Origin of the sequence: Shimia sp. NS0008-38b (genome assembly GCF_040370365.1) — a bacterium.
In the GTDB taxonomy this organism is placed as follows: Bacteria; Pseudomonadota; Alphaproteobacteria; order Rhodobacterales; family Rhodobacteraceae; genus Shimia.
The window spans coordinates 127,268-150,799 of sequence record NZ_BAABWQ010000004.1; the positions used below are offsets into that span (position 1 = coordinate 127,268).

The window sequence follows — 23,532 nt, forward strand, 5'->3', positions numbered from 1 at the left end:
TAGACTCAATCATCAAGAATTGGAGCCGCCTCTCTAGGCGGCTCTTTTCGTTCTCACCCAATGATCATGTCCCCAGCAAGCCCAAGCGCGAACCCAGCCACAGCTCCCACCGCGGGTGAAAACGCCCCCTTCTCATGGGCCTCTGGTGCCACATCCTGAAACACCAAATAAAGAATACCGCCAGCCGCAAAAATCATGATCGCGCCCAGGGTCTCGGGGTCTGCGGCAAGGAACCTGAAACCAACAAACGCGCACAGTGGCCCCAAGCCCGCCAGCACAACAAAAATCAGCAAAACCTTTGCGGGCGAAATCCGACCCTTTCCCCAAATCTCCCGAAACGCAGCAAAGCCTTCTGGTAGATTTTGCAAAAACATCATCGCCGCTAACAACTTTGCAGTGGCAGCCTCAGTCACCAATAGCGCCCCAAGCGCCATTGCCTCAGGCAAAAAGTCCAACAGCATTGCCAATACCAATGCGCCACTGCCGCTTGCGCGGGCCAGCGCTTTGTCGATCAATGCAAAACACACGCCGCCCAACAGCAACAACGCCACCGCAAACGTGACAGGCAGGGCCTCTGCCCCTTTTGGCACCAACACCAGCGCAATGGCAGACAAAAGCGCACCACCACCAAACGCTGTCACGGACTTCAGAACACGCGTTTCCAACCAGCGATCAGAGATATGTTCCAAACGCGCCAGCACCGCCCCAAGCGGTATCGCCAGCCCGGACAACAGTGACAAAAGCAAAGCATGTGTAAGTGGCGTCATTCCCAAACGCTAATGCCATGTTGGAGAACGAGAAACCCTTGATGTCGCAGCGGGTACAACTGTTGCAGATTTAGCCCCGCCCCAAGTCTTCCAAAATGGGACAATCCGGTCGTCCGTCCCCTGCACAATTCGCCACCAAATGGCTGAGTGTGCCACGCATGGCCTGTAAATCTGCGATCTTGGCATCGATCTCCGACAAATTCCGCTGCGCCACGCGCTTCACATCCGCGCTGGCGCGCCCCTGATCCTCATATAACGCCATCAAGGTGCGACAATCCTCAATCGAAAAACCAAGACCACGCGCACGCCCCAGAAACGTCAGCTTGTGAAGCTCTTTCTCGCCGAAGCTGCGATATCCGTTGTCACCCCGCGCTGGGGTCACAAACCCTATGTCTTCATAATAACGGATGGTTTTGGCCGGCAGTCCCGACCGCTTGGCAACTTCTCCGATATTCATACTTCTTTCTCCTCCGCCAACGCAGGCTGTACCCGCCGCAACCGTAAGGCGTTGCTCAGCACAAAAACGCTTGAAAGCGCCATCGCACCCGCTCCAAACATCGGCGACAATGCCGGCCCGCCAAGAGGCACCAACACGCCTGCCGCCACCGGGATCAAAGCGACATTGTACCCAAACGCCCAAAACAGATTTTGCCCGATATTTCTCATCACACGCTGACTCAGATCATATGCGGTGACCACACCGCGCACATCACCTGACATCAGCACCACATCCGCCGCCTCGATCGCCACATCTGTGCCGGTGCCAATGGCAACGCCAACATCCGCTGCCGCCAGAGCAGGCGCGTCATTGATGCCGTCTCCAACAAAAGCCACTGGACCAAACCGTGTCCGCAGGGTCTCGATTGCATCCACCTTGCCCGCAGGCATCACCTCAGCAACCACATGATCGACACCCAGTTGCGCCGCCAGCGCCTTGGCCGTTTGGCGCGCGTCGCCGCTGATCATCGCCACACTCAGACCACGCGCCTGCAAAGCTTTGATGGTTGCTTTCGCACTGGGTTTTACCGGGTCTGACACGGCCACCACAGCGACAACCCCGCGATCAACAGCAACAAAGATTGGCGTTTTGCCCTGCTCTGCCAGCGCCGCAGCTTGTGCGTGAAGGTGTGATGCGTCTAACTTTTCTGCTGCCATGAACCGCTGCGCACCAACCATGACCCGCTGTCCCTGAACAGTCCCCGACACCCCAAATCCAACATGCGCTTCAAAGGCCGTACACTCCGCTAGCGCCATCCCGCGCGTCTCAGCGGCTTGCACCAATGCACGCGCCAAGGGATGTTCTGACCCCTGCTCCGCCGATGCCGCGAGCCTCAAAACCTCATCCGCAAAGTGGCCGGGTGTCACGTGGAAATCGGTCAATGATGGCAGGCCCTTGGTCAAAGTGCCCGTCTTGTCAAAGGCCACAACCCGGCAGGCCTGCGCGCCCTGTAAAGCTTCGCCCTTGCGAAACAACACCCCCAATTGCGCAGCACGCCCTGTGCCCACCATAATCGACGTCGGCGTTGCCAATCCCATCGCGCAGGGGCAGGCAATAATCAAAACCGCCACCGCCGCGACAACCGAGTGGCCAAACGCAGGTTGCGGACCAACCATAAGCCACACAAAAAACGTCAAAGCGGCAATTCCAATCACCACAGGCACAAACACCGCTGTGATCCGATCCACGCGCGCCTGAACCGGCAGTTTTGCGCCTTGCGTATCCCGCACCAGGGCGATGATCTGGGACAATATAGTGTCCGCCCCAACCTTCTCTGCTCGATACCGCAGACTGCCCTGACCATTGATTGTCCCGCCAACCACCGCATCTGTTGCACTTTTGGCGACAGGGGTCGGCTCGCCGGACATCATACTTTCATCAACATAAGAATGCCCATCAAGCACGTGCCCGTCCACGGCCACGCGCTCACCTGGTCGCAGGTGCAGAACATCTCCCACCACCACCTGCGCAATGGGCACCTCTTGTACACCGCCGTGACGCTCGACGCGCGCGACCGGCGGCTGCAACTGCATTAACTGACGGATCGCCTCCCCTGTGCGCCCTTTGGCCCGCGCCTCCATCCAGCGCCCCACCAAGATGAGCACCACAATCACCGCTGCGGCCTCAAAATAGACGTTGGCCGTTCCCGTAGGCAGCCAGCCTGGCGCAAAAGTGGAAACGACCGAAAACACGTAGGCCGCGCCCGTTCCAATTGCGACCAAAGAATTCATCTCCGGCGCGCCCCTGAACAAAGCCGGAAATCCTTTGAGATAAAATTGCCGCCCGGGTCCGGCCAACAATATAGTGGTCAGTGCCCACTGCGCCATGTGCACCGCTGACATACTGAAATGTGCCATCAACCAGTGGTGAAAAGGAGGAAACAGATGCGCGCCCATCTCAACGACGAACACCGGAAGCGCCAGAACCGCCGCAATGCATACATCGCGCCGCAACTGCGCCACCTCATCTGCCTTGCGGTCCGCAGTGGCCCCCTCTGCCTGCGGCAGCTGCGCCGGATACCCGGCCTTCGCACTCAACGCCGCAAGGTCCTCAGGTGTGATTGCACCTTCCAAATACCGCACCGTCGCTGTTTCGCTTGCAAAATTGACCTCCGCTGACAGGACACCCGGGCCATTTGCAAGAGCCTGCTCTACGCGCCGCACACAACCGGCACAGGTCATCTGCGCGACATCCAGCACGACACCCTGTTCGCGCGCCGGATACCCTGCCTTTTGCAACGCCCCAACCACATCCTGAAGCGCACCGTCCACGTCCACGCGCGCAGTTTCATCTGCCAAGTTCACCTGAGCTGCCTGCACCCCCGCCGCGCCCCCAAGAGCTTTCTCAGCACGGGCAACGCAACCAGCGCAACTCAGCCCTTCAATTTGGAATGTCAGTGTAGTCATGAATCTCTTAGCCCTTGAGTCGCGCGCCGTGCCACCTTCCCTATAAAGGTTCCAGCCGCTGGAGGGTCAAGACATCGTTCACGGCAAAGTTGGTGAAACCCGCGTTTCAAGCTGCATCGCAGCATAATCCGCTATTTATCAACATACACAGGGGTGTCCGCTTGTGTGGGTCGAGCACCATCCAAGTATTATTCCCCAAAAACGATTTTCCGTTTGATCTCACATTTAATTTGAGGCAAAAATTAAGTCGAGGAGACTTAGGGAGGATGCCCATGTTTGTGGGACTCGATCTGGGCACGTCCGGTTTACGGGCGCTGCTTATTGATGCATCGCAGAACGTTATTGCTGCGCGCGAGGCAATATATGACACCACGCGGCCACACTCTGGATGGAGTGAACAGACGCAATCCAGCTGGATCGACGCCTGCAAAGATGTGTTTGCCCAGCTGAAGGCCGACTTCCCTCATGAAGTTGCCGCCATCAAAGGCATAGGTATTTCGGGGCACATGCACGGGGCCAATCTACTGGACGACACGGGCACACCGCTGCGCCCCTGTATGATGTGGAATGACACACGTTCGGTGGACCAAGCTGCAAAGCTGGACCGCACACCAAACGTGCGCGATCTTTCCGGCAACATCGTGTTTCCGGGCTTCACCGCACCCAAGGTCGCTTGGGTTGCTGACAATGAACCAGACCTATTTGAAAAAACCGCCAAAGTCTTGCTACCAAAAGACTATCTGAATTTTTGGTTCACCGGTGTATATGCCTCAGATATGTCCGACAGCGCAGGAACCAGCTGGCTTGACGTTGGCACGCGCAACTGGTCCGAAACGCTTCTTGCCGCATCCGGAATGCGCGCAGATCAAATGCCCGCTCTATTTGAAGGGTCTGAAGCAATCGGCCCTGTGCAAGACACCATTGCTGCGCAACTTGGCCTGCCCAAAGGTGTGATTGTGGCTGCAGGCGCAGGCGACAACGCCGCCGCCGCATGTGGCATTGGCGCGCTCAACGAAGGCGACGGGTTTGTGTCATTGGGCACCTCTGGTGTGTTGTTGACTGGACGCGGAGCATATGCGCCCAAGCCTGAAAGCGCGGTGCACACGTTTTGTCACGCAGTCCCGGGTCGTTGGTACCAGATGGGCGTGATACTGGCAGCCACCGACAGTCTCAACTGGCTGGCGAAGAACCTTGGACAGTCCCCTGCGGATCTGAGCAAAGCCCTTGGCGACAGCATTTCCGGCCCCGGCACGATGCGCTTTTTGCCCTATCTCTCAGGCGAACGTACTCCGCACAATGACGCCGAAATTCGCGGCGCATTCCTAAACATCGACATCAATGCAGGGCCCGAAGCGCTCACACAAGCAGTGCTTGAGGGCGTCGCCTTTGCTCTGCGCGACAACTACGAAGCGCTCAAATCCACCGGTGCGCACCTTGATCACCTGATCGCCATCGGCGGCGGCGCACAATCGCCTTACTGGGTTGAATTGATCGCCACCCTGTTGGATTTGCCCGTTTCTCTTCCAGAGGCAGGTGAATTTGGCGCGGCACTTGGCGCGGCGCGCTTGGCGATCTGCGCCGCCACCGGCGCTGATCCAGAAGCCGTTATGACCAAACCGGCCATCGGCACAACAGTCCCCCCCCGCAGCGAATTGCGAGACAGCTACGAGACCGCCTATGCCGGTTTCGTAAAATCCTACCCCGGCATAAAGGCCCTGCAACAATGACCGACTTTTTCAAAAACATCGCACCCGTGAAATACGAGGGACCAGACAGCACCAACCCAATGGCGTTCCACCATTACAACTCAGACGAAATCGTCATGGGCAAACGTATGGAGGATCACCTGCGCTTTGCTGTTGCCTACTGGCACTCGTTTGCTTGGGAAGGTGGCGACCCCTTTGGTGGCCAGACCTTTGAGCGCCCGTGGCACCCACAGACCCTGATGGACATGGCCAAGGTCAAGGCTGATGCCGCGTTTGAGATGTTTGACATCCTCGGCCAACCCTACTTCTGTTGGCACGACGCCGACATCCGACCAGAAGGCGACAGCTTTGCTGAAAGCTTGAAGAACTTCGAAGAGATCATTGATTACTTTGAAGAAAAAATGAGCACCCGCGCAACCAAACTGCTTTGGGGCACCGCCAACATGTTCAGCAACCGTCGCTGGATGTCAGGTGCGTCAACCAACCCAGATCCTGAGGTTTTTGCCTATTCTGCAGCAACTGTGAAAACCTGCATGGATGCCACCAAGAAGCTCGGTGGCGAAAACTACGTGCTCTGGGGCGGTCGTGAAGGCTACGAAACTCTGCTCAACACCGACATGGGCCGTGAGCTCGACAATATGGGCCGCTTCCTGAATATGGTTGTGGACTACAAACACAAGATCGGTTTCGAAGGCACGATCCTTGTTGAGCCCAAGCCACAAGAGCCGTCCAAGCATCAGTATGACTTTGACGCGGCAACATGCTATGGCTTCCTGAAGAAGTATGGCCTTGAAAACGAAGTCAAACTCAACTTGGAGCAAGGCCACGCGATCCTCGCAGGTCACAGCTTTGAGCATGAAATTGCGACGGCCACGGCACTGGGCGTGTTGGGGTCGATCGATATGAACCGCAATGACTATCAGTCTGGCTGGGACACCGATCAATTCCCAAACAACGTTCCGGAAGTGGCGCTGTCTTACTACCACATCCTCAAAGACGGCGGACTGAAGTCCGGCGGCACCAACTTTGATGCGAAATTGCGTCGCCAGTCTCTGGACGCCGAAGATCTGATCGCGTCTCACATTGGCGGCATGGATGTATGTGCCCGAGGTCTGAAAGCGGCGGCGGCAATGCTTCAAGATGGGGGTCTTGAGGACGCCCTGAAGGAACGCTACGCTGGTTGGGACACGGCTGAATCCAAAGCGATGCTCGCTGGCGATTTGGACGGCACCTATGAGGATGTTTTGAGCGGTAAAATCAGCCCGTCGCCGAAATCCGGCCGTCAGGAAATCTTGGAGAACTACGTGAACCGCTTCGTTTAAGTATTTGTTCGAAAACAAAACTTATAAAAACATCACGAGCCCTTTGCGCCATAGTTAGGCGTGGAGGGCTTTTGATCAAGAAAGACAAGCCATGCGCCACCTCTTGCTCTGTACCGCCGCCTTTCTTCCCACATTTGCCAACGCCGATGCGTTGCCAAGCGCGGATGCGGTGTTCCCGGAACAAAGTCAGACAGAGGTCAAACTTGGTCAGCTTCTGTTCTACGACCCTATTCTATCTGGAAACCGAACGGTGTCTTGTGCCACCTGCCATCACCCGGATCTTGGCACATCTGACGGGGTCTCGCTTGGTCTCGGTGATGGGGCTTCCGGGCTTGGTCTTCAGCGCAAGATTGATCCGGAGAACCCGCCAGAAAAGCGCATTCCGCGAAATGCACCTGCCCTCTGGAATCTGGGCGCCACCGAATTCACCACCTTCTTTCATGACGGCCGTCTACAAGATGACCCTTCCCGCCCATCGGGCATCCGCACCCCGTTGGGGCGTGAAATGGAAATGGGCTTTAACAACGCCCTCGCTGCACAGGCCATGTTCCCGGTGCTCTCGGGAGACGAAATGGCAGGACACTACTCGGAAAACGATGTCAGCCAAGCTGTGCGCCTGGGCCAGTTGACCGGGCCCGGCGGTGCATGGGATATTCTGGCGCAACGGGTCGAAGCCATTCCCGCTTACCGCGCCGCCTTTGATGATGTAATCGGCGCAGACGCCGCAATCGAGTTTCATGACATTGCAAACGCTATCGCGGCATTCATCACTTTCGAGTGGCGCGCTGACGCCTCTCCCTTTGACAACCACCTACGCGATGGCACACCGCTTTCTGACGCAGCCATGAGCGGCATGGATTTGTTTTATGGCAGAGCAAATTGCAGCACGTGCCACGCTGGCCAATTTCAAACAGACCACAGTTTTCATGCGATTGCGCTGCCACAAATCGGCCCTGGCAAAGCTGCGCCGTTTGAACGCCACAACCGCGACATCGGCCGTGGCCGGGTGACCGGGGCCGACGAGGACTTCTATCGGTTCCGGACACCAACTTTGCGCAATATCAAGCAAACCGGGCCATACGGCCACAACGGTGCTTACACGTCATTGGAGGCGATTGTCCGCCATCACCTTGATCCGGTGGCCAGCCTGATGCAATACACGGCGGACAACGCCACCTATTCCGACGGTGAATTTGAAAATGATTTCAAAGTGATGTCTCTGCCGATTGAGGTGCTTCAAATCGCAGGCGCCAACGAGCTCAATCCGGTCGCACTCACCGACCAAGAGGTGGCGGACATCCTTGCCTTCCTCGAAAGCCTGACGGATTACGACGCACTCAAAGGACGGCTTGGCGTTCCAGAGACCGTCCCCTCAGGGCTCCCGATGGACCAATTCGCGAACTAGCCAAACCAGCGACCGCCCCTTAGTATTCAGACAGCACTGTGACCGGACCGTCAGACCACACGGTCCAGCTGCCATTGACCGGCACCTCAATCCAGTCTCCACTGAGGCCGTCAGGCCACGTAATCCGCACTTTCACGGCTTCGGCGTCCCCCAATCCAAAGTGATGAGGCACAGACACGCCCCCCGCATGCCCACCACCAACTGTGATCTCCCGCACATAGGTCCGATCGCCAACCTGCGCCTCAATGAAAGCCCCAACGGCGTCCACGTTGGAGCCCTCACCTAAGACTTTCAAAGCAATCCAGTTTCCGGTGCCCGAGGACACGTTTTGATAAACTTCCAAAGGCGCCCGTCGATTCACCACAATCAGATCAAGCAGGCCATCGTGGTTTAGATCGACCATCGCGGCGCCGCGACTGCGGGCCAAAGAGGCAATTCCGGCCACATCGCCGCGCTCCACAAACGATCCGTCAGGCTGCTGCACAAGCAGGTTGTTGGGATCGTCCATCGCGGCTCCGGGCATCTGCTGCACATTGCCTTTGGCGATAAAGACATCGTCCAATCCGTCGTTGGTCACATCACCAAACGCAATATGCCAACCGGTGGAAGGGCGCCCGTCCCCGCCAACGTAAGGCCGGTGCGCTGACGTGCCCAAAGCATAAGGCACATCTTCAAATGTCGGCGCAATGTCGTCTGTGCGCGTCATAAGTCTCTGGTCGCCCATCGAGGACAAGAACACCTCGCTGACACCATCAAAATCAAGATCACGCTCAGCGATCCCCATGCCCCAAAGCATGTGGGTCGCCCAGCCATCGTCTTCCCCGTACAGGCGTGGGGTCTGCTCCATTGCCCAAAGCTGTTCTGCGCCGCCCTTTACGTAGTAGTGCCGATCGTTGCTCATGCGCAGATCTGCCCTACCGTGCCGCCCCCAGTCTGAAAACAGGATCGACAAGGGACAGAACCCCGGCGTCAGAAGACTATGCACATAGCCGTCTCCATCGGGTCGATACAAATCATTGTCGTCACAAGCCTCAAACGGCCCCGCTGGGTTCTCACGATCAACGTAGTTGCCAAATGACAACGTCGGCAGCGCGTTTGCACCTTCCCACGTGGCAGAGAATGCGGTGGTCCAAGCATCGCCACCGGAAAACCCCGCCAACTCCATTGGGGCAAAGCTGCAATCTGGCCCGCCTTTCAGCACCAGGTTCTCGCCGACCCGCAAAAGCGCCAGATCCTGCCACCCGTCCCCATCAATATCGAGGGGGTAGACACCTGTTACATCTGTGATCTGCAAACTGGCGGGCGTTGCGGCCTCCAAGATCACTTTGCCGCCTCTTTGACTGCGATTGCGCAAAAGCTTCAGCGGGTTTTCACCGCCAGCGGCCAACAGATCTGGCAAACCATTGCCACTGCAATCAAAAGCCGCTACGCCGCCGCCCACATAAAATTCCCAGCCGCCATCATAGGTGTGTTCAGGCACGACCACCGGCTCGAACCGCACCTCGGCCTGCGCCACTCCTGCAAAAACCGTTCCGGCCACGGCCAGATATTTAAGCCACATGCTCAGCCATCCCTTGCAGAGCGAGCTCAGACACGTTCTCAAGCGCATAGGCGGCAGCCCCTCGCGCCCACATTTGGTTGCCCCACTTGTGCACCACAACTTCGGGTGGTGCTTTGTCGATTTGCACAATCAGCTTGCGCATCGCATCAATCACTTCTTCGGCGTACAGGTGGCTGGATTGCATTTGTTCCCCCGCCAAAATGATCAGCTCTGGATCAAAGATATTGACGATATTGGCCAATCCCATCGCAAACATGCTCCCAGATCTTTTCACAATGGACGCCGCCATGGCATGGCCATCCTTGGCCGCCGCCAAAACGTCATCCACCTTCCACTGTGCCATATCTCCGCCAACAATAGAGGCTTCCCGCAGCAAGGCGTAATCCGCCACATAGGCTTCAAAGCACCCTCGTTGACCGCACCGACACAACGCGCCCTCCAACTGCACTTTGGTGTGGCCGAATTCCGCGCCACTTCCGCGCGTGCCGCGGTAAATCTCGCCGCCGATGACAATGCCCATTCCGACACCGCTCTCGATGGTCACAACAATGAAATCACTGTGGCCCTGCCCCAACCCAAAGCTCTTTTCGGCCATGGCAACCAGGTTGGCGTCGTTGTCTAAGAACACCGGAATGCCGAGCTCGGCCTCCAGAACCGGCCCGAAGGCAACATTGCGCGAAGTTAATGATGGTGACCAATGCACAAAGCCGTTAGGCGCGTCCACAATACCCGCAATACCGACACCAAGACCTGATACATCCGCAAGGCCAAGCCCGACTTTCTGCGCCAGCACATCCACCAACTGCGCCAAAAGCGCGGCCAGTGCATCAGCATCAAACACCGCTTTGTCGAGATCCGCCTCATGTTCCGCCAGCTGTCTGCCTTCAAAATCCAGCAGCACCAAAGAAATGGTTTGTTTCGAAATTTTGGCGCCTGCAATCAACCGCGCCCCACCTCGAACTTTGAGGTTCACTTTGGGTCGTCCGCGGCGACTGTCTTTGTCCTGTGAGTCGCTGGTGACTTCTTCAATCAACCCTTCCCGCAGCAATTCAGCGGTGATGGTTGTAACAGTTGCGCGGCTGATTCCTGTCTGCTCACTCAATCTAATGCGAGGAATGCGCTGATGTCTGCGAATTTCACCAAATAGCACACGGCGGCCAATTTCTCTTTGATTTACAGACATTTCGTCATCTCCTCCCAAGGCCAAACACGTGTCACTCCAGCCCAGTGCCCTGTGTCAGCGGGTGCCGCACCATGCCGGAGTTGTCTGGTTTTTTGCAAGGCTAGCCGATTTAATTTGATTTACAAATTTATTACGCTACGATTGGCGACACCCGGTTCATAACCGATTCACGTCGCCATACGCCGGGTCACACATTGGGAGGAAACTATGAAACTATTCGCATCCGCGACAGCGGTACTCGCTGGCGCATTCATGAGCACTGCAGCACTGGCAGACGATCTGGTAATCGGCGTGAGCTGGTCGAACTTTCAGGAAGAACGCTGGAAGACTGACGAAGCAGCCATCAAGAGTGCTCTGGACGCTGCTGGCGCGAAATACATCTCTGCTGACGCACAGAGCTCTTCTGCTAAGCAGCTGTCTGATGTTGAGAGCCTGATCGCTCAAGGTGCTGACGCTCTGATCATTCTGGCACAAGACGCATCTGCGGTTGGTCCAGCTGTTCAAGCCGCAGCCGACGAAGATATCCCTGTTGTTGCCTATGACCGTCTGATCGAAGACGCACGTGCATTTTATCTGACCTTTGACAACGTCGAAGTTGGCCGCATGCAGGCCCGCGCCGTTCTCGAAGCGATGCCTAAAGGCAACTACGTGATGATCAAAGGCTCCCCGACCGATCCAAACGCAGACTTCCTGCGCGGTGGTCAGCAGGAAATCCTGCAGGCAGCGATTGACTCCGGCGACATCAAAATCGTTGGCGAAGCTTACACTGATGGCTGGGTTCCAGCCAACGCTCAGCGCAACATGGAACAGATCCTGACATCTGTTGACAACAAAGTTGACGCAGTTGTGGCTTCAAACGACGGCACCGCCGGTGGTGTTGTGGCTGCTCTGACAGCTCAAGGCATGGAAGGTATTCCAGTGTCCGGTCAGGACGGCGACCACGCTGCTCTGAACCGTGTTGCAACGGGTACTCAGACCGTTTCCGTATGGAAAGACGCACGCGCTCTGGGCGCAGCGGCTGGTGAAATCGCTGTTGCTCTGGCTGGCGGCAACGCCGTTGACGGTGCAGCTGAGTGGACTTCCCCAGGTGGCACCACAATGAACTCCATGTTCCTGGCACCGGTTCCTGTGACCGCCGACAACCTGAACGCAGTTCTGGATGCAGGCTGGATCGAGAAAGACGTGCTGTGCGCGGGTTCTTCCAACGCTGCATGTAACTGATAAAATACTGTCCCTCCGCTTTCTGCGGAGGGACAACCACCGCTCCCCCCCCAACAATATGCAATAAACTTTGCTGTCGCGGCTGATATCGCACAGTGTATCTGTGCAGCTATACGCCTGCGACCGAAGAGGTAACGCAACATGCAAAACCAAACGAAATCACTGATCGGCAAACTGGGCCTCGATGCTCGTTTGCTTGGAATGATCGGCGCGCTTGTGGTGATCTGGATTGTTTTCGGCGTCTTCACCGAAGGCCGTTTTCTCTCACCACGTAACTTTTTCAACATCTCTGTTCAGACCGCCTCAGTCGCCGTAATGGCCACCGGCATGGTCTTTGTGATCGTGACGCGCCACATCGACCTTTCGGTGGGCTCTATGCTGGGCTTCATCGGTATGACCGTCGCCGCACTGCAAGTGCAGGTGTTGCCCGATTTGCTTGGCCTCGGCCATTGGTCCATTTGGATCATTGCTGTGTTGACCGCCATCCTGATGGGCGCCGTGCTTGGCGCGGTCCAGGGGTGGATCATCGGATATCTTACTGTGCCGGCCTTTATCGTGACGCTGGGTGGCTTGCTTGTCTATCGCGGGGCGATGTGGTGGGTGACCAAAGGCCAAACTCAAGCGCCACTGGACACCACATTCCGCCTCTTGGGTGGCGGTGCAGAAGGCACGTTGGGTGAAACCCTCAGTTGGGCTTTCGGCATCGTTGCGGCCATCGCGGCCATTGGGTTGATGCTGATGAGCCGTCGCAACAAAGCCAACCACGGCTTCAACGTAAAACCTGCTTGGGCTGAAGGCATTCTGTTGGCCATCGCGGCAGGCGGCATCATGATCTTTGTTTGGATCATGAACAGCTATCCAATTCCCAAAGGCGCAATGAAGCGCATTACCAAAGCACAAGGCATCGAATACACCGATGGCATGGTCTGGAACCACGGCGTGGCTATTCCTGTGGTGATCCTGCTGGTCGTGGCGCTTGTGATGACCATCGTGGCCACACGCACGCGCTTTGGCCGCTACATCTATGCCACCGGCGGCAACCCAGAGGCCGCAGAGCTGTCTGGTATCAACACCCGCCTGCTGACTGTGAAGATCTTTGCCCTAATGGGTGCACTCACCGGCATCGCTGCCATCATCGCCTCTGCCCGCCTAAACGCAGTGGATGTGGGTCTTGGCACCTTGGACGAGCTACGCGTGATCGCGGCAGCCGTCATTGGCGGCACGGCATTGGCAGGCGGCGCAGGCACCATTTATGGGGCTGTGATTGGCGCACTGATCATGCAATCGCTGCAATCTGGTATGGCCTCTGTTGGTGTTGACGCACCGCTTCAGAACATCGTTGTCGGCGTCGTGCTGGTTTTCGCGGTTTGGGTCGATATCGTGTATCGCCGCCGCACCGGCGCATAAAGAGACTTAGGGAGAACCAATATGGACAACCAAACCCCTCTCGTAGAGATGCGCGACATCCAAATTTCCTTTGGTGGCATTCACGCGGTAGATCACGTCTCTGTGGATTTGAAACCGGGCGAAGTTGTGGGCCTTCTGGGTCACAACGGCGCGGGAAAATCTACGTTGATCAAAATCCTCTCCGGGGCCTATCAGGCCGACGGCGGCGAGATCTACATCAACGGCGAAAAAGCCGAAATCCACAACCCTCGGGATGCGCGAAAATATAACATCGAGACCATCTATCAGACGCTTGCGCTGGCCGATAACCTTGATGCCGCCTCCAATCTGTTCTTGGGGCGCGAACTGACCACGCCTCTTGGCATGGTCGATGACGACGCAATGGAGGCTGAAACCCGCAAGATCATGGGCACGCTCAACCCGAACTTCCAAAAGTTCTCAGAGCCTGTCTCAGCGCTGTCAGGTGGTCAACGCCAGTCGGTCGCCATTGCGCGCGCGGTCTACTTTGATGCCCGAATCCTGATTATGGATGAACCGACGGCTGCTCTGGGTCCACATGAAACCAAGATGGTGTCTGATCTCATTCAACAGCTGAAATCCCAAGGTATCGGCATCTTCTTGATCAGCCACGACATTCATGATGTCATGGAGCTCTGTGATCGTGCCTCCGTTATGAAAAACGGCAAGCTTGTCGGAACCGTTGATGTAAAGGATGTCACTGATGATGACCTTCTGGGCATGATCATTCTGGGAAAAAACCCCGAAGGCGTCACTGTTCAGACCTGATTTAATTCGGTAAACGAATTTACGAAACAAATCAGAAGAAAGCTTCGGTTGCATGACCTACCTTGTCGGTGACATCGGCGGCACAAACACTCGTCTCGCTCTGGCGACCTCATCTGGCGTCGATGCGAGCACCGTGATGCGAGCCTCAAATGATGACTACGTCAGTTTTGACGCCGTCCTTGCAACTTATCTTTCCAAAACAAACCCCGGCGCGCTCGCCGGGGTTTGCATCGCCATAGCCGGCCCTGTGCATGCGGGAAAGGGCACGTTGACCAATCGCAGCTGGGCACTGGACACGGCACAAATCTGCGCCCAGACCAATGCCAGCCACGCAGAGCTCATCAATGATCTTTCCGCACTCGGCTACGCACTTGCCCGCATTTCCACCGACCCCGTGTTTGGCACCCGTCAAGACACAACCAACGGTCAGGCCTTGGTTGCGGGGATGGGCACAGGCTTTAACGTCAGCCCCACGCGTCGCACATCCGACAATGGCATCATCGCCATGGAGGCCGAGCTTGGGCATGCGGAATTGCCTTATACAGTCGGCAAATTGCTCCGTGATGAACTGGGCGCATCTGCGGAGCGGTTCCAAACTTTTGAGGATTGTTTCTGCGGACGTGGGCTTGAACGCCTGCACGAAACATCAAGCGGCGCAAAGCTTGGAGGCAAAGAAATTGTCGACAGCTTTGCAAGGGGCGACGCTGATGCGACTCGCACCGTGCGCCTTTTTGCCCGCGCCTTGGGACGCCTGACGCAGGCCATGATTCATCAATACATGCCACGTGACGGCATCGCTTTTGCCGGGTCCGCCTCGCGCGGCATCCTCACATCCGCCGCTCTGCCCGACTTCATCTCAGAGCTGACGGGCGACACACATGGGATCGTGAAGCCGGAAACCTTCCCGATCAGCCTGATCACGGATGACGCAGCCGCTCTAGAAGGTTGCCTGCAGTACCTTTCCCAAAGGGCCTAAACTTCAAAGACGCCGCAAAGACCTTTCAGACCCCCAAACTGCTGTTGGCGCAATCGCTCAGCGGGTTAAGACAGACTGTCCGAGACACCAAGGACATATGCTCCTATGGCAGCTATGCACGGAAAGCGGCCTTTGCGAAGCCCGCGGCAGCGTAACCGCCCGCTATCCCGGACGGCCTGCGCTGCCATTGTCGGTTGGACATCGACCGTGCGGGACGGGGCCGACGCGCGCCACGCGTCAACCCCAAACCCTCGCCAGTTTCTTCAACGACCAGACATCTCTCAGCCAAGATCATCCGGCAAAAGACCACTCGGAACATTCTGATAGCACAAGGGCCGCAAGAAACGGCGAATAGCGAGGGTGCCAACAGAGGTCGCGCCAAAGTTGGTGGATGCGGGATAAGGACCTCCATGGACCATGGCATCGCTGACCTCAACGCCCGTCGGGAATCCGTTGGTCATGATGCGGCCCGCTTTACGTTCCAGCACAGGCATCAAGGTTTGAGCCAAACCCAAATCGCCGTCGTCCATATGCAGAGTGCAGGTCAGCTGCCCCTCAAGTGATTTGGCAACCTTGATCATCTCATCCTCATCAGCGGCGCGGATCACAACCCCGAGAGGGCCAAAGACTTCTTCTCCGAGGTCCTTGTTCTTAAGCCAATGCGCCCCTGTGCTGGTAAACAAGTTGGGAGAGGCTGTGCGATCTTCGGAAGTCGATGAGAAAAGATCATCGACGCCGGACGTCGCCGCGATGCGGTCGCGGCCATTTCGGTAAGCTTGGGCGATTCCGTCGGTCAGCATGGTCTGCGGGGCAATTGGCTCAAGCGCCTGTGCCGCAGCCTTTGCGAAAGCCTCAGCATCTGGCCCGTCGATCACCACAACCACGCCGGGGTTGGTGCAAAACTGGCCCGCACCCATCGTCAGCGACGCCGCCCAGCCAGAGGCGATATCTCCCCCGCGCGCTTTCAACGCTTCAGGCAACAGGAACATTGGATTGACGCTTCCCAACTCACCAAAGAACGGGATCGGAACAGGACGCTGCGCACAAAGGTCAAACAAGGCGCGCCCACCACCAAGGGATCCGGTAAAGCCGACCGCATTAATTAGCGGATGCCGCACGAGGGCCTGCCCCATTTCACGGGTGTCCCCTTGCAGGAAGCTGAATGTGCCCGGCGCCATACCACATTTTTGGATCGCGGCGTGAATGGCTTCGGCGATGATCTCCCCGGTGCCGGGATGGGCCGGATGCCCCTTAACGACCACCGGGCAGCCCGCCGCCAAGGCGGACGCGGTGTCACCACCCGCGGTCGAAAAGGCCAGCGGGAAATTCGACGCACCAAAGATCGCAACCGGGCCAAGAGGCCGCTGCACCATCTTAAGGTCGGGGCGCGGCATTGGCGCCCGGTCAGGCAGGGCTTCGTCGTGGCGAACATCCAGATAATCGCTCTTCAGGATATGCTCAGCGAACAAGCGCAGCTGGCCTGTGGTGCGGCCCCTTTCGCCTTGCAGCCGCGCTTCGGGCAAACCGGATTCTTGGGTTCCAATGGCGGTTATGTCATCTGCGCGGGCTTCGATTTCGTCTGCAATGGCGTGCAGAAACGCAGCGCGGTCGGCACGGCTAGAGTAGCCATAGGACCAAAAAGCCTCTTCTGCGGCGACACAGGCACGATCCACATCAGCGGGTGTCGCAACGGCAAAGGTATGGACCGCGCCACTGGCCGGAGCTGACGCAAAGCTGGCATCGCTGGCAACCCAGTCACCAGCGATCAAGTGTTTTCCGTGAGGTTGAAATGTCATTGTCATGCTCTCCTTATTTGCCCCAACGCATCGCGATGAGATCAAGCTCATCGGCAAGCTGCAACAATCGGGATTTGGTGCGATCTGACATCGGCTTTAGAGGATGGCGTACATGGTCAGATCCGATCACGCCGCCCGCCATCATAACCGTCTTGGCGGCCCGCAAGCCGCATTGGCGGTTTTCGTGATTGATCAGCGGCAGGCAGAGTTTCCATTGCTCAAGCGCGCCGTCATGATCGCCCGCCAGATATCGCGTTACGATGGGCCGGATCAGTTCTGGCTGCAGGGCCGACGTCATGGTGCCGGTCGCACCCGCGTCGAGATCGGCCAACAGGGTGACCGCTTCTTCCCCGTCAAACGGTCCGACGATATCCGCGCCCCCTGCCTCAATCAATGCGGCGAGTTTATCCGCGGCGAAAGGCGTTTCCATTTTGAAATAGCTGACATTCTCAATCTCTCGCGCCATTTTGACCAGCAAAGGCACGCTGAGCGTGACCCCAGACAACGGTGCATCCTGCACCATGATCGGAATATTGATCGCGTCCGACACCGCTTGGAAATGCTCAAGCAGACCCGCCTCCCCCGGCACCAACCCGACGCCGTGATAAGGTGGCATCATCATGATCATGGACGCGCCCATGGCCTCGGCCTCAACCGCGCGGGCCACAGCAATTTGTGTTGAAAAATGGCTGGTTGTCACAATCACAGGGACACGGCCTGCCACATGCTCAAGGCTGACGCGGGTCAGCGTGGCGCGTTCCTCATCGGACAGGACAAACTGTTCTGAGTAGTTTGCCAAAATGCAGATCGCATCGACCCCTTGGTCAATCAGGCAGTCCAACACGCGGCGCATACCGTCTTCGTCAACGCGCCCGTCTGCATGGAACGGCGTGGGGGCAACCGGTAAGATGCCCGTCAAAGGATATTGCATTCTGGGTCTCCTTGGAGTGTCAGGTCAGCCCGGCAGGCAGTGCCCGCCGAACGCCAAATATCAGTTTTATTCAACAAACGGATCGACCATGACCCGCTGCCCGAGGGTAAACGCATCCGCCACATGGCGCATCGGTGCCAGGTCGACATCGATATCGCCTTGGCTTACCAGCTCAGCCATTCGGGCATAGAGCCGTGGATATTCTCCTGTGAGGCTCCGGTCGTTTGCATCGAGCTGTTGGGTGCCATCAATCGACAGCAATGCCCCCCCGTCAGACAGCATCAGCGTGCCTTGATCGGTCTCTGCCGTGATGCTCCAGATTTGATCACCCTGCTGTCTGAAGTCGAAGGCGGCGTGAACCTGCGCACCTCCGGGGTGGGTGAAATCGATAGAAGCAGCAATCGGCGTCTGGCAGTTTTCAGGCACTTCAAGCACGGCGTTGGCCACATGGATGGGGTCCGGCAGGATTTCGGTCACAATCGACAAGGCGTTGATGCCGGGATCAAAGACACCAAGACCACCGGGTTGCCAAATCCAGTCTTGGCCGGGGTGCCAGCGGCGTACGTCTTCTTTCCACGTAACGGTCATCTTGCGCAGGGTCTTGTCTGCCAACCATGCTTTGGCCCCCGCCACGCCCGCGGCCTCACGCGAATGCCACGTCGCAAACAGGGACACCCGTTGCTTGCGCGCCAAAATTTCGAGGGAATGGCATTCCGAAAGCGTGGCGCCGGGAGGTTTTTCGAGCATCACGTGACGCCCTGCCTTTATCGCAGCGGTTGCCGCTGCAAATCGTGGCACGGGTGGCAGGCACAAAGAAACCACACGGACGTCGCCTCTGGTGGCCAGCATCTGTTCAAGATCGGTAAAGGCCTCGACATCATCCACCGTGCCATGGCGTGACACGGTTGCGGCCAGTTCCCAATCGGGAGACGCCGCAATTGCGGGAATATGTTGGTCTACGGCAATCTTACCGATGCCCATAAGTGCAATTTTCATCAATGGGAGTCCTTTCCAACAGCTGCGCCCCGGCATCCCTTCAGAAAACCCAGATCGGCCCCCGTATCGGCCCCTTCCACATGGGTTTGATGCAGCCAGGCATAACCAGAATCCGCTGTCTCATGCCGGGGCTGCCACTTGGACAACCGCTCAGCCAGTTCCGTATCGGAGATATCCAGATGCAGACCACGCCCTTCTACGTCGACCTCGATCATGTCGCCATTTTGCACAACGGCAAGGGGTCCACCGGCGGCGGCTTCGGGTGAAGTATGTAGGATAACTGTGCCGTAGGCCGTGCCCGACATGCGCGCATCGGAAATGCGGATCATGTCTTTGATCCCTTTCTTCAACACCTTCGGAGGTAAGCCCATATTGCCGACCTCGGCCATGCCGGGATACCCTTTGGGGCCACAGTTCTTCAGCACCATGATACAGGTCTCATCGATATCAAGCGCATCGTCATTGATCTGCGCCTTGTAGTCGTCGATGTCTTCAAACACGACAGCGCGGCCGCGATGTTGCATCAGATGTGGCGACGCCGCAGAGGGCTTCAAGATCGCTCCCTTTGGGGCCAGATTGCCCTTCAGAACAGCAATACCGCCCTTTTCTGTGAGGGGATTGTCGGCAGGACGGATCACGTCCTCGTTCCAGTTGACCGCGTCCTTCACCTCGTTCCAGATGGTGTCACCGGACACGGTCAGGGCATCTTTGTGCAGCTTGTTCGCCTCTGCGAGCCGCTTAAGAACAACAGGCAAGCCGCCCGCATAGAAGAACTCTTCCATGAGATACTCACCAGACGGTTGCAGGTTCAAAATCGTCGACACGTCGCGTCCGCAACGGTCCCAATCGTCCAGTGTCAGATCAACACCCATACGTCCGGCAATCGCCAGCATATGCACCACCGTATTGGTCGAGCCTCCAACAGCTCCGTTGCAGCGGATCGCGTTTTCAAACGCCTCTTTGGTGAGAACGTCTGACGGTTTCAGATCGTCTTTTACCATCTGCACGATCCGTCGGCCGGACAATTGCGCCATGACACGACGACGGCTGTCAACAGCCGGAATGGCGGCGTTGCCCGACAGCGCCATTCCAAGCGCCTCTGACATCGACGCCATTGAAGACGCGGTTCCCATGGTATTGCACGTTCCCGAGGACCGCGTGACCGCGGACTCTGCGTTGAGGAACTCTTCCTGCGTCATTTCTCCGGCTTTGACTGCCTCCGAGAACCGCCACAAATGTGTGCCCGCCCCAACCCGTTCTCCTTGGAACCAACCGTTCAGCATCGGACCACCGGTCACGACAATGGAGGGAAGATCACAAGACGCAGCGGCCATCAGCAACGAAGGGGTGGTCTTGTCACACCCCACCATCAGCACGCAGCCATCCATAGGTTGGCCACGGATTTGTTCTTCAATCGACAACGCGGCGAGGTTTCTAAACATCATCGCCGTCGGGCGAAAGGTGTTCTCAGACGCTGAGAAAACGGGCACTTCCAGCGGAAACCCACCGGCCTCCCAGATACCTGCTTTGACCTTCTCCGCCAGGTCGCGAAGGTGGCCATTGCAGGGTGTCATATCTGACCACGTGTTGAGGATGCCAATCACAGGGCGTCCGTCGAACAGGTCGTCTGGGTAGCCCTGGTTCTTCATCCAACCGCGATGATAGATCACGTCTTTGGAGCTGCCGTCATACCATCCAGCGGAGCGCAGGAGGCGGGGCCATGGGGCGGGTTTAAATGTCATCTCAAGTCTGCTTCGATTTGTTGTAGACGTCGAAAATAACAGCGGCCAGCAGCACAAGGCCTTTGATGACTTGCTGATAGTCGATCCCGATACCAAGGATCGACATGCCGTTGTTGAGAACCCCCATCAGGAAAGCCCCGACAACCGCGCCGACAATGCGCCCCACACCGCCAGACATGGACGCCCCGCCGATGAACACTGCCGCGATGACATCCAGTTCTAGGGCAAAACCGGCCTTTGGCGTGGCCGAGTTCAGACGTGCGGCAAACACCATGCCCGCAGCAGCAGCCAGCACACCCATATTGGCAAAGGCGAGGAATGTGAGACGTTCGGTCTTTACACCAGACAGCTTTGCGGCCTTTTCATTGCCGCCAAGGGCATAGATCCGGCGCCCCGTGACGGTGCGTTCTGTGAAAAATGCATAGATGATCGTCAGCACACCCATCGTCAACAATACATTGGGCAGGCCCCGAAAGGTCGAGAGTTTGTAGAAGATAAAGATCAGCGCCAGCGAAGTGATACCGATGCGTGCATAAAAGAACGCGCTGGGTTCAAGTTCGATCCCATGGGTACGGTTCTGCTCACGTGCCTTAAGCCCCATCCACGTAATCAAGAAGGCGGCAATAATCCCTGTGGACAGCGACAAAACATTGATGCGTTTCACACCAAGCAGACCCGCCACGGCGTCAGAGACACCTTGAGGAACGATATCAGGCACAAAGCCGTTTGAGATCATCTGGAATTCACGCGGAAACGGGCCGAGAGATTGCCCTTCAAGCAACCAAAGCGATAGCCCGCGAAACACCAGCATACCCGCGAGTGTCACAATAAAGGACGGGATCTTCCAATAGGCGATCCAGTAGCCTTGCGCCGCACCGATAAGTCCGCCTGCGACAAGACAGGTGGCAATGGTGATGCCGGTGGATTGATCATATTCAACGATCATCACCGCGGCCAATGCCCCAACAAAGCCCATCACCGACCCCACCGACAGGTCGATGTGCCCTGCGACAATGACTATCAGCATTCCCAACGCCATGATGATGATATAGCTGTTTTGTAACAATAGGTTGGTCACATTCACGGGCTTGAGAAGCGTGCCGTTCGTCACCAGCTGAAAAAAGAGCATAATTGCAATCAGGGCAAACAATAGCCCGTATTCGCGCATGTGCCGCATTAAGTATTCCCCGATGCCCAACTTTTTGGACGCTTCGGCGCTCTGTTCTGCTGCTTCCATGTTGGGGTCTCCTATTCGGTCACGATGAGCGACATAATGCGCTCTTGGCTGGCACCATCCGCGGTCAACTCACCGACAAATGCGCCTTCGTTCATTACGTAAATGCGATCACACATGCCCAAGAGTTCGGGCATTTCGGACGAGATCATCACAACACCTTTGCCCTGCTTGGACAGGTCATTGATGATCCCGTAGATTTCAAACTTTGCGCCCACGTCGATACCGCGGGTGGGCTCATCCAGGATCAGAACCTCAGGTTCGGCAAAAAGCCATTTGGACAAAACAACTTTTTGCTGATTTCCCCCCGACAAGTTCATGACACGCTGAAACACACTTGGCGTGCGGATGTTCAGGGCCTTGCGATACTGTTCGGCGACCTTGGTTTCACTGGCCTCGTTCAAGATCGCGTTGCGCGATACCTGAGGTAGATTGGACAGTGTAATGTTGCGCTGGATCGTTTCATCGAGCACCAGCCCCAGCGACTTCCGGTCCTCTGTGACATAGGCCAACCCTGCGTCGATCGCCTTGCTAACAGAGCTGACGTCGACGGGTTTGCCCTTCATCTCAACCGTGCCAGAAATGCTGCGCCCGTAGGATTTCCCAAACACGCTCATGGCCAATTCGGTGCGACCTGCCCCCATCAATCCGGCAATTCCAACCACCTCGCCCGCGCGCACAGTCAAGTTTACGTCCTTGATCATCTGGCGTTCCGAGTGGACGGGGTGCCAGACATTCCAATCCTTGATCTCCAGCAGCATATCGCCTGCGGTGCGGGCGCGTGTGGGATACCGGTCAGCCATGTCGCGGCCCACCATGTCTTTAACGATGCGGTCTTCTGTGATTTCGCCCTTGGCGGCATTCATCGTCGATACCGTGGATCCGTCGCGGATCACTGTGACTGTATCAGCGACGCGGCGCACTTCGTTCAGCTTGTGGCTGATGATGATCTGAGTCACGCCTTGCTCTTTCAGCTCTAGCATCAAATCAAGCAAGGCTTGGCTGTCACTCTCTGAAAGGGCGGCCGTCGGTTCGTCCAAGATAAGCAGGCGCACTTCTTTAGACAGCGCCTTGGCGATTTCGACCAACTGCTGTTTGCCCACTCCCAACTTGTCGACGATGGCACTTGGCGGTTCAGACAGGCCAACCTTGCGCAACAAGTCCTCCGTGCGCCGGTTCGTGTCCCGCCAGTCAATGATGCCACCTTTGGCGCGCTCATTGCCCAAAAACAAATTCTCAGCAATGGACAAAAGCGGCACAAGCGCCAGCTCCTGATGGATGATGATGATACCGCGCGCCTCAGATTCCGAGATGTCGTCAAACTCTGCCAACGCGCCGTCATAATGAATTTCGCCGTCATAGGTTCCCGCCGGATACACACCTGACAGAACTTTCATGAGGGTGGATTTACCGGCACCATTCTCACCGCAGATGGCGTGAATTTCACCTTTTTGAACAGCCAGATTGACCGTATCGAGCGCTTTTACACCAGGGAATTCCTTGGTGATCGCGCGCATTTCAAGTAACGCGTCCATAATCTCGTCTCTAAAGGAGTTCAGGCCTGCCCGCCCTTAGACGGACAGACCTAGGGAGGA

Annotated in this window: 18 protein-coding genes; 7 read left to right on the top strand and 11 right to left on the bottom strand. The window is 57.0% G+C overall.

Annotation, left to right across the window (positions count from 1 at the left end):
• Positions 1–53: 53 nt before the first annotated feature.
• From ABWV47_RS17385 to ABWV47_RS17395, 3 genes are all read right to left on the bottom strand, one after another.
• Positions 54–767 (bottom strand): ZIP family metal transporter, encoded by a 714-nt coding sequence (locus ABWV47_RS17385; RefSeq protein ID WP_353314179.1) that lies wholly within the window; start codon positions 765–767, stop codon positions 54–56.
• A 70-nt stretch (positions 768–837) separates the two neighbouring features.
• A complete protein-coding gene (gene cueR, locus ABWV47_RS17390) occupies positions 838–1,224 on the bottom strand; it encodes a Cu(I)-responsive transcriptional regulator (protein ID WP_353314181.1) in 387 nt (128 codons plus the stop codon).
• The gene (locus ABWV47_RS17395; protein WP_353314183.1) at positions 1,221–3,671 is read right to left on the bottom strand and encodes a heavy metal translocating P-type ATPase; all 2,451 of its coding nucleotides are present in this window, start codon (positions 3,669–3,671) and stop codon (positions 1,221–1,223) included. The genes cueR and ABWV47_RS17395 overlap by 4 nt, the downstream gene beginning before the upstream one ends.
• Before the next feature lie 272 nt (positions 3,672–3,943).
• Here ABWV47_RS17395 and xylB point away from each other — a divergent pair, with 272 nt between their 5' ends.
• The 3 genes from xylB (at position 3,944) to ABWV47_RS17410 (ending at position 8,104) form a co-directional block, all read left to right on the top strand.
• Positions 3,944–5,398: a xylulokinase gene (gene xylB / locus ABWV47_RS17400; RefSeq protein WP_353314185.1), complete on the top strand. Its 1,455-nt coding sequence runs from the start codon at positions 3,944–3,946 to the stop codon at positions 5,396–5,398.
• Positions 5,395–6,699: a xylose isomerase gene (xylA, locus tag ABWV47_RS17405; protein ID WP_353314187.1), complete on the top strand. Its 1,305-nt coding sequence runs from the start codon at positions 5,395–5,397 to the stop codon at positions 6,697–6,699. Before xylB ends, xylA begins: the two co-directional genes overlap by 4 nt.
• Positions 6,700–6,790: 91 nt before the next feature.
• Positions 6,791–8,104 carry a cytochrome-c peroxidase gene (locus ABWV47_RS17410; RefSeq protein ID WP_353314189.1) on the top strand — a complete coding sequence of 438 codons (1,314 nt, stop codon included), beginning with the start codon at positions 6,791–6,793 and terminating at the stop codon, positions 8,102–8,104.
• Positions 8,105–8,123: 19 nt separating this feature from the next.
• Here the strand turns inward: ABWV47_RS17410 and ABWV47_RS17415 are convergent, their stop codons facing one another.
• Positions 8,124–9,665 carry a CRTAC1 family protein gene (locus ABWV47_RS17415; RefSeq protein WP_353314191.1) on the bottom strand — a complete coding sequence of 514 codons (1,542 nt, stop codon included), beginning with the start codon at positions 9,663–9,665 and terminating at the stop codon, positions 8,124–8,126.
• Entirely contained in the window at positions 9,655–10,848 is a 1,194-nt protein-coding gene (locus tag ABWV47_RS17420) for an ROK family protein (protein WP_353314193.1), read from the bottom strand. The genes ABWV47_RS17415 and ABWV47_RS17420 overlap by 11 nt, the downstream gene beginning before the upstream one ends.
• A gap of 207 nt (positions 10,849–11,055) precedes the next feature.
• On the opposite strand from ABWV47_RS17420, the gene xylF reads away from it, so the two are divergent.
• The 4 genes from xylF (at position 11,056) to ABWV47_RS17440 (ending at position 15,238) form a co-directional block, all read left to right on the top strand.
• Complete coding sequence (gene xylF, locus ABWV47_RS17425) at positions 11,056–12,069, top strand: D-xylose ABC transporter substrate-binding protein (RefSeq protein ID WP_353314195.1); 1,014 nt, start codon at positions 11,056–11,058, stop codon at positions 12,067–12,069.
• Between the two features lie 141 nt (positions 12,070–12,210).
• Positions 12,211–13,476, top strand: a complete 1,266-nt coding sequence (locus ABWV47_RS17430) for a sugar ABC transporter permease (RefSeq protein WP_353314197.1) — start codon at positions 12,211–12,213, stop codon at positions 13,474–13,476.
• Positions 13,477–13,497: 21 nt separating this feature from the next.
• Positions 13,498–14,262 (top strand): ATP-binding cassette domain-containing protein, encoded by a 765-nt coding sequence (locus ABWV47_RS17435; RefSeq protein WP_353314199.1) that lies wholly within the window; start codon positions 13,498–13,500, stop codon positions 14,260–14,262.
• A 52-nt stretch (positions 14,263–14,314) separates the two neighbouring features.
• Positions 14,315–15,238 (top strand): glucokinase, encoded by a 924-nt coding sequence (locus tag ABWV47_RS17440; RefSeq protein WP_353314201.1) that lies wholly within the window; start codon positions 14,315–14,317, stop codon positions 15,236–15,238.
• 281 nt (positions 15,239–15,519) lie between these two features.
• Here the strand turns inward: ABWV47_RS17440 and ABWV47_RS17445 are convergent, their stop codons facing one another.
• The 6 genes from ABWV47_RS17445 to mmsA form a co-directional block, all read right to left on the bottom strand.
• Positions 15,520–17,034, bottom strand: coding sequence for an aldehyde dehydrogenase (NADP(+)) (locus ABWV47_RS17445; RefSeq protein WP_353314203.1), 1,515 nt, complete (start codon positions 17,032–17,034; stop codon positions 15,520–15,522).
• Between the two features lie 13 nt (positions 17,035–17,047).
• Positions 17,048–17,965: a dihydrodipicolinate synthase family protein gene (locus ABWV47_RS17450; protein WP_353314205.1), complete on the bottom strand. Its 918-nt coding sequence runs from the start codon at positions 17,963–17,965 to the stop codon at positions 17,048–17,050.
• A 66-nt stretch (positions 17,966–18,031) separates the two neighbouring features.
• Positions 18,032–18,961: a Gfo/Idh/MocA family protein gene (locus tag ABWV47_RS17455; protein ID WP_353314207.1), complete on the bottom strand. Its 930-nt coding sequence runs from the start codon at positions 18,959–18,961 to the stop codon at positions 18,032–18,034.
• Positions 18,961–20,703, bottom strand: coding sequence for an L-arabinonate dehydratase (araD, locus tag ABWV47_RS17460; RefSeq protein ID WP_353314209.1), 1,743 nt, complete (start codon positions 20,701–20,703; stop codon positions 18,961–18,963). The genes ABWV47_RS17455 and araD overlap by 1 nt, the downstream gene beginning before the upstream one ends.
• Position 20,704: 1 nt before the next feature.
• On the bottom strand, positions 20,705–21,940 hold the full coding sequence (mmsB, locus tag ABWV47_RS17465) for a multiple monosaccharide ABC transporter permease (protein WP_353314211.1): 1,236 nt from the start codon (positions 21,938–21,940) through the stop codon (positions 20,705–20,707).
• Positions 21,941–21,951: 11 nt separating this feature from the next.
• Positions 21,952–23,472 (bottom strand): multiple monosaccharide ABC transporter ATP-binding protein, encoded by a 1,521-nt coding sequence (mmsA, locus tag ABWV47_RS17470; protein WP_353314213.1) that lies wholly within the window; start codon positions 23,470–23,472, stop codon positions 21,952–21,954.
• Between the last annotated feature and the right edge of the window lie 60 nt (positions 23,473–23,532).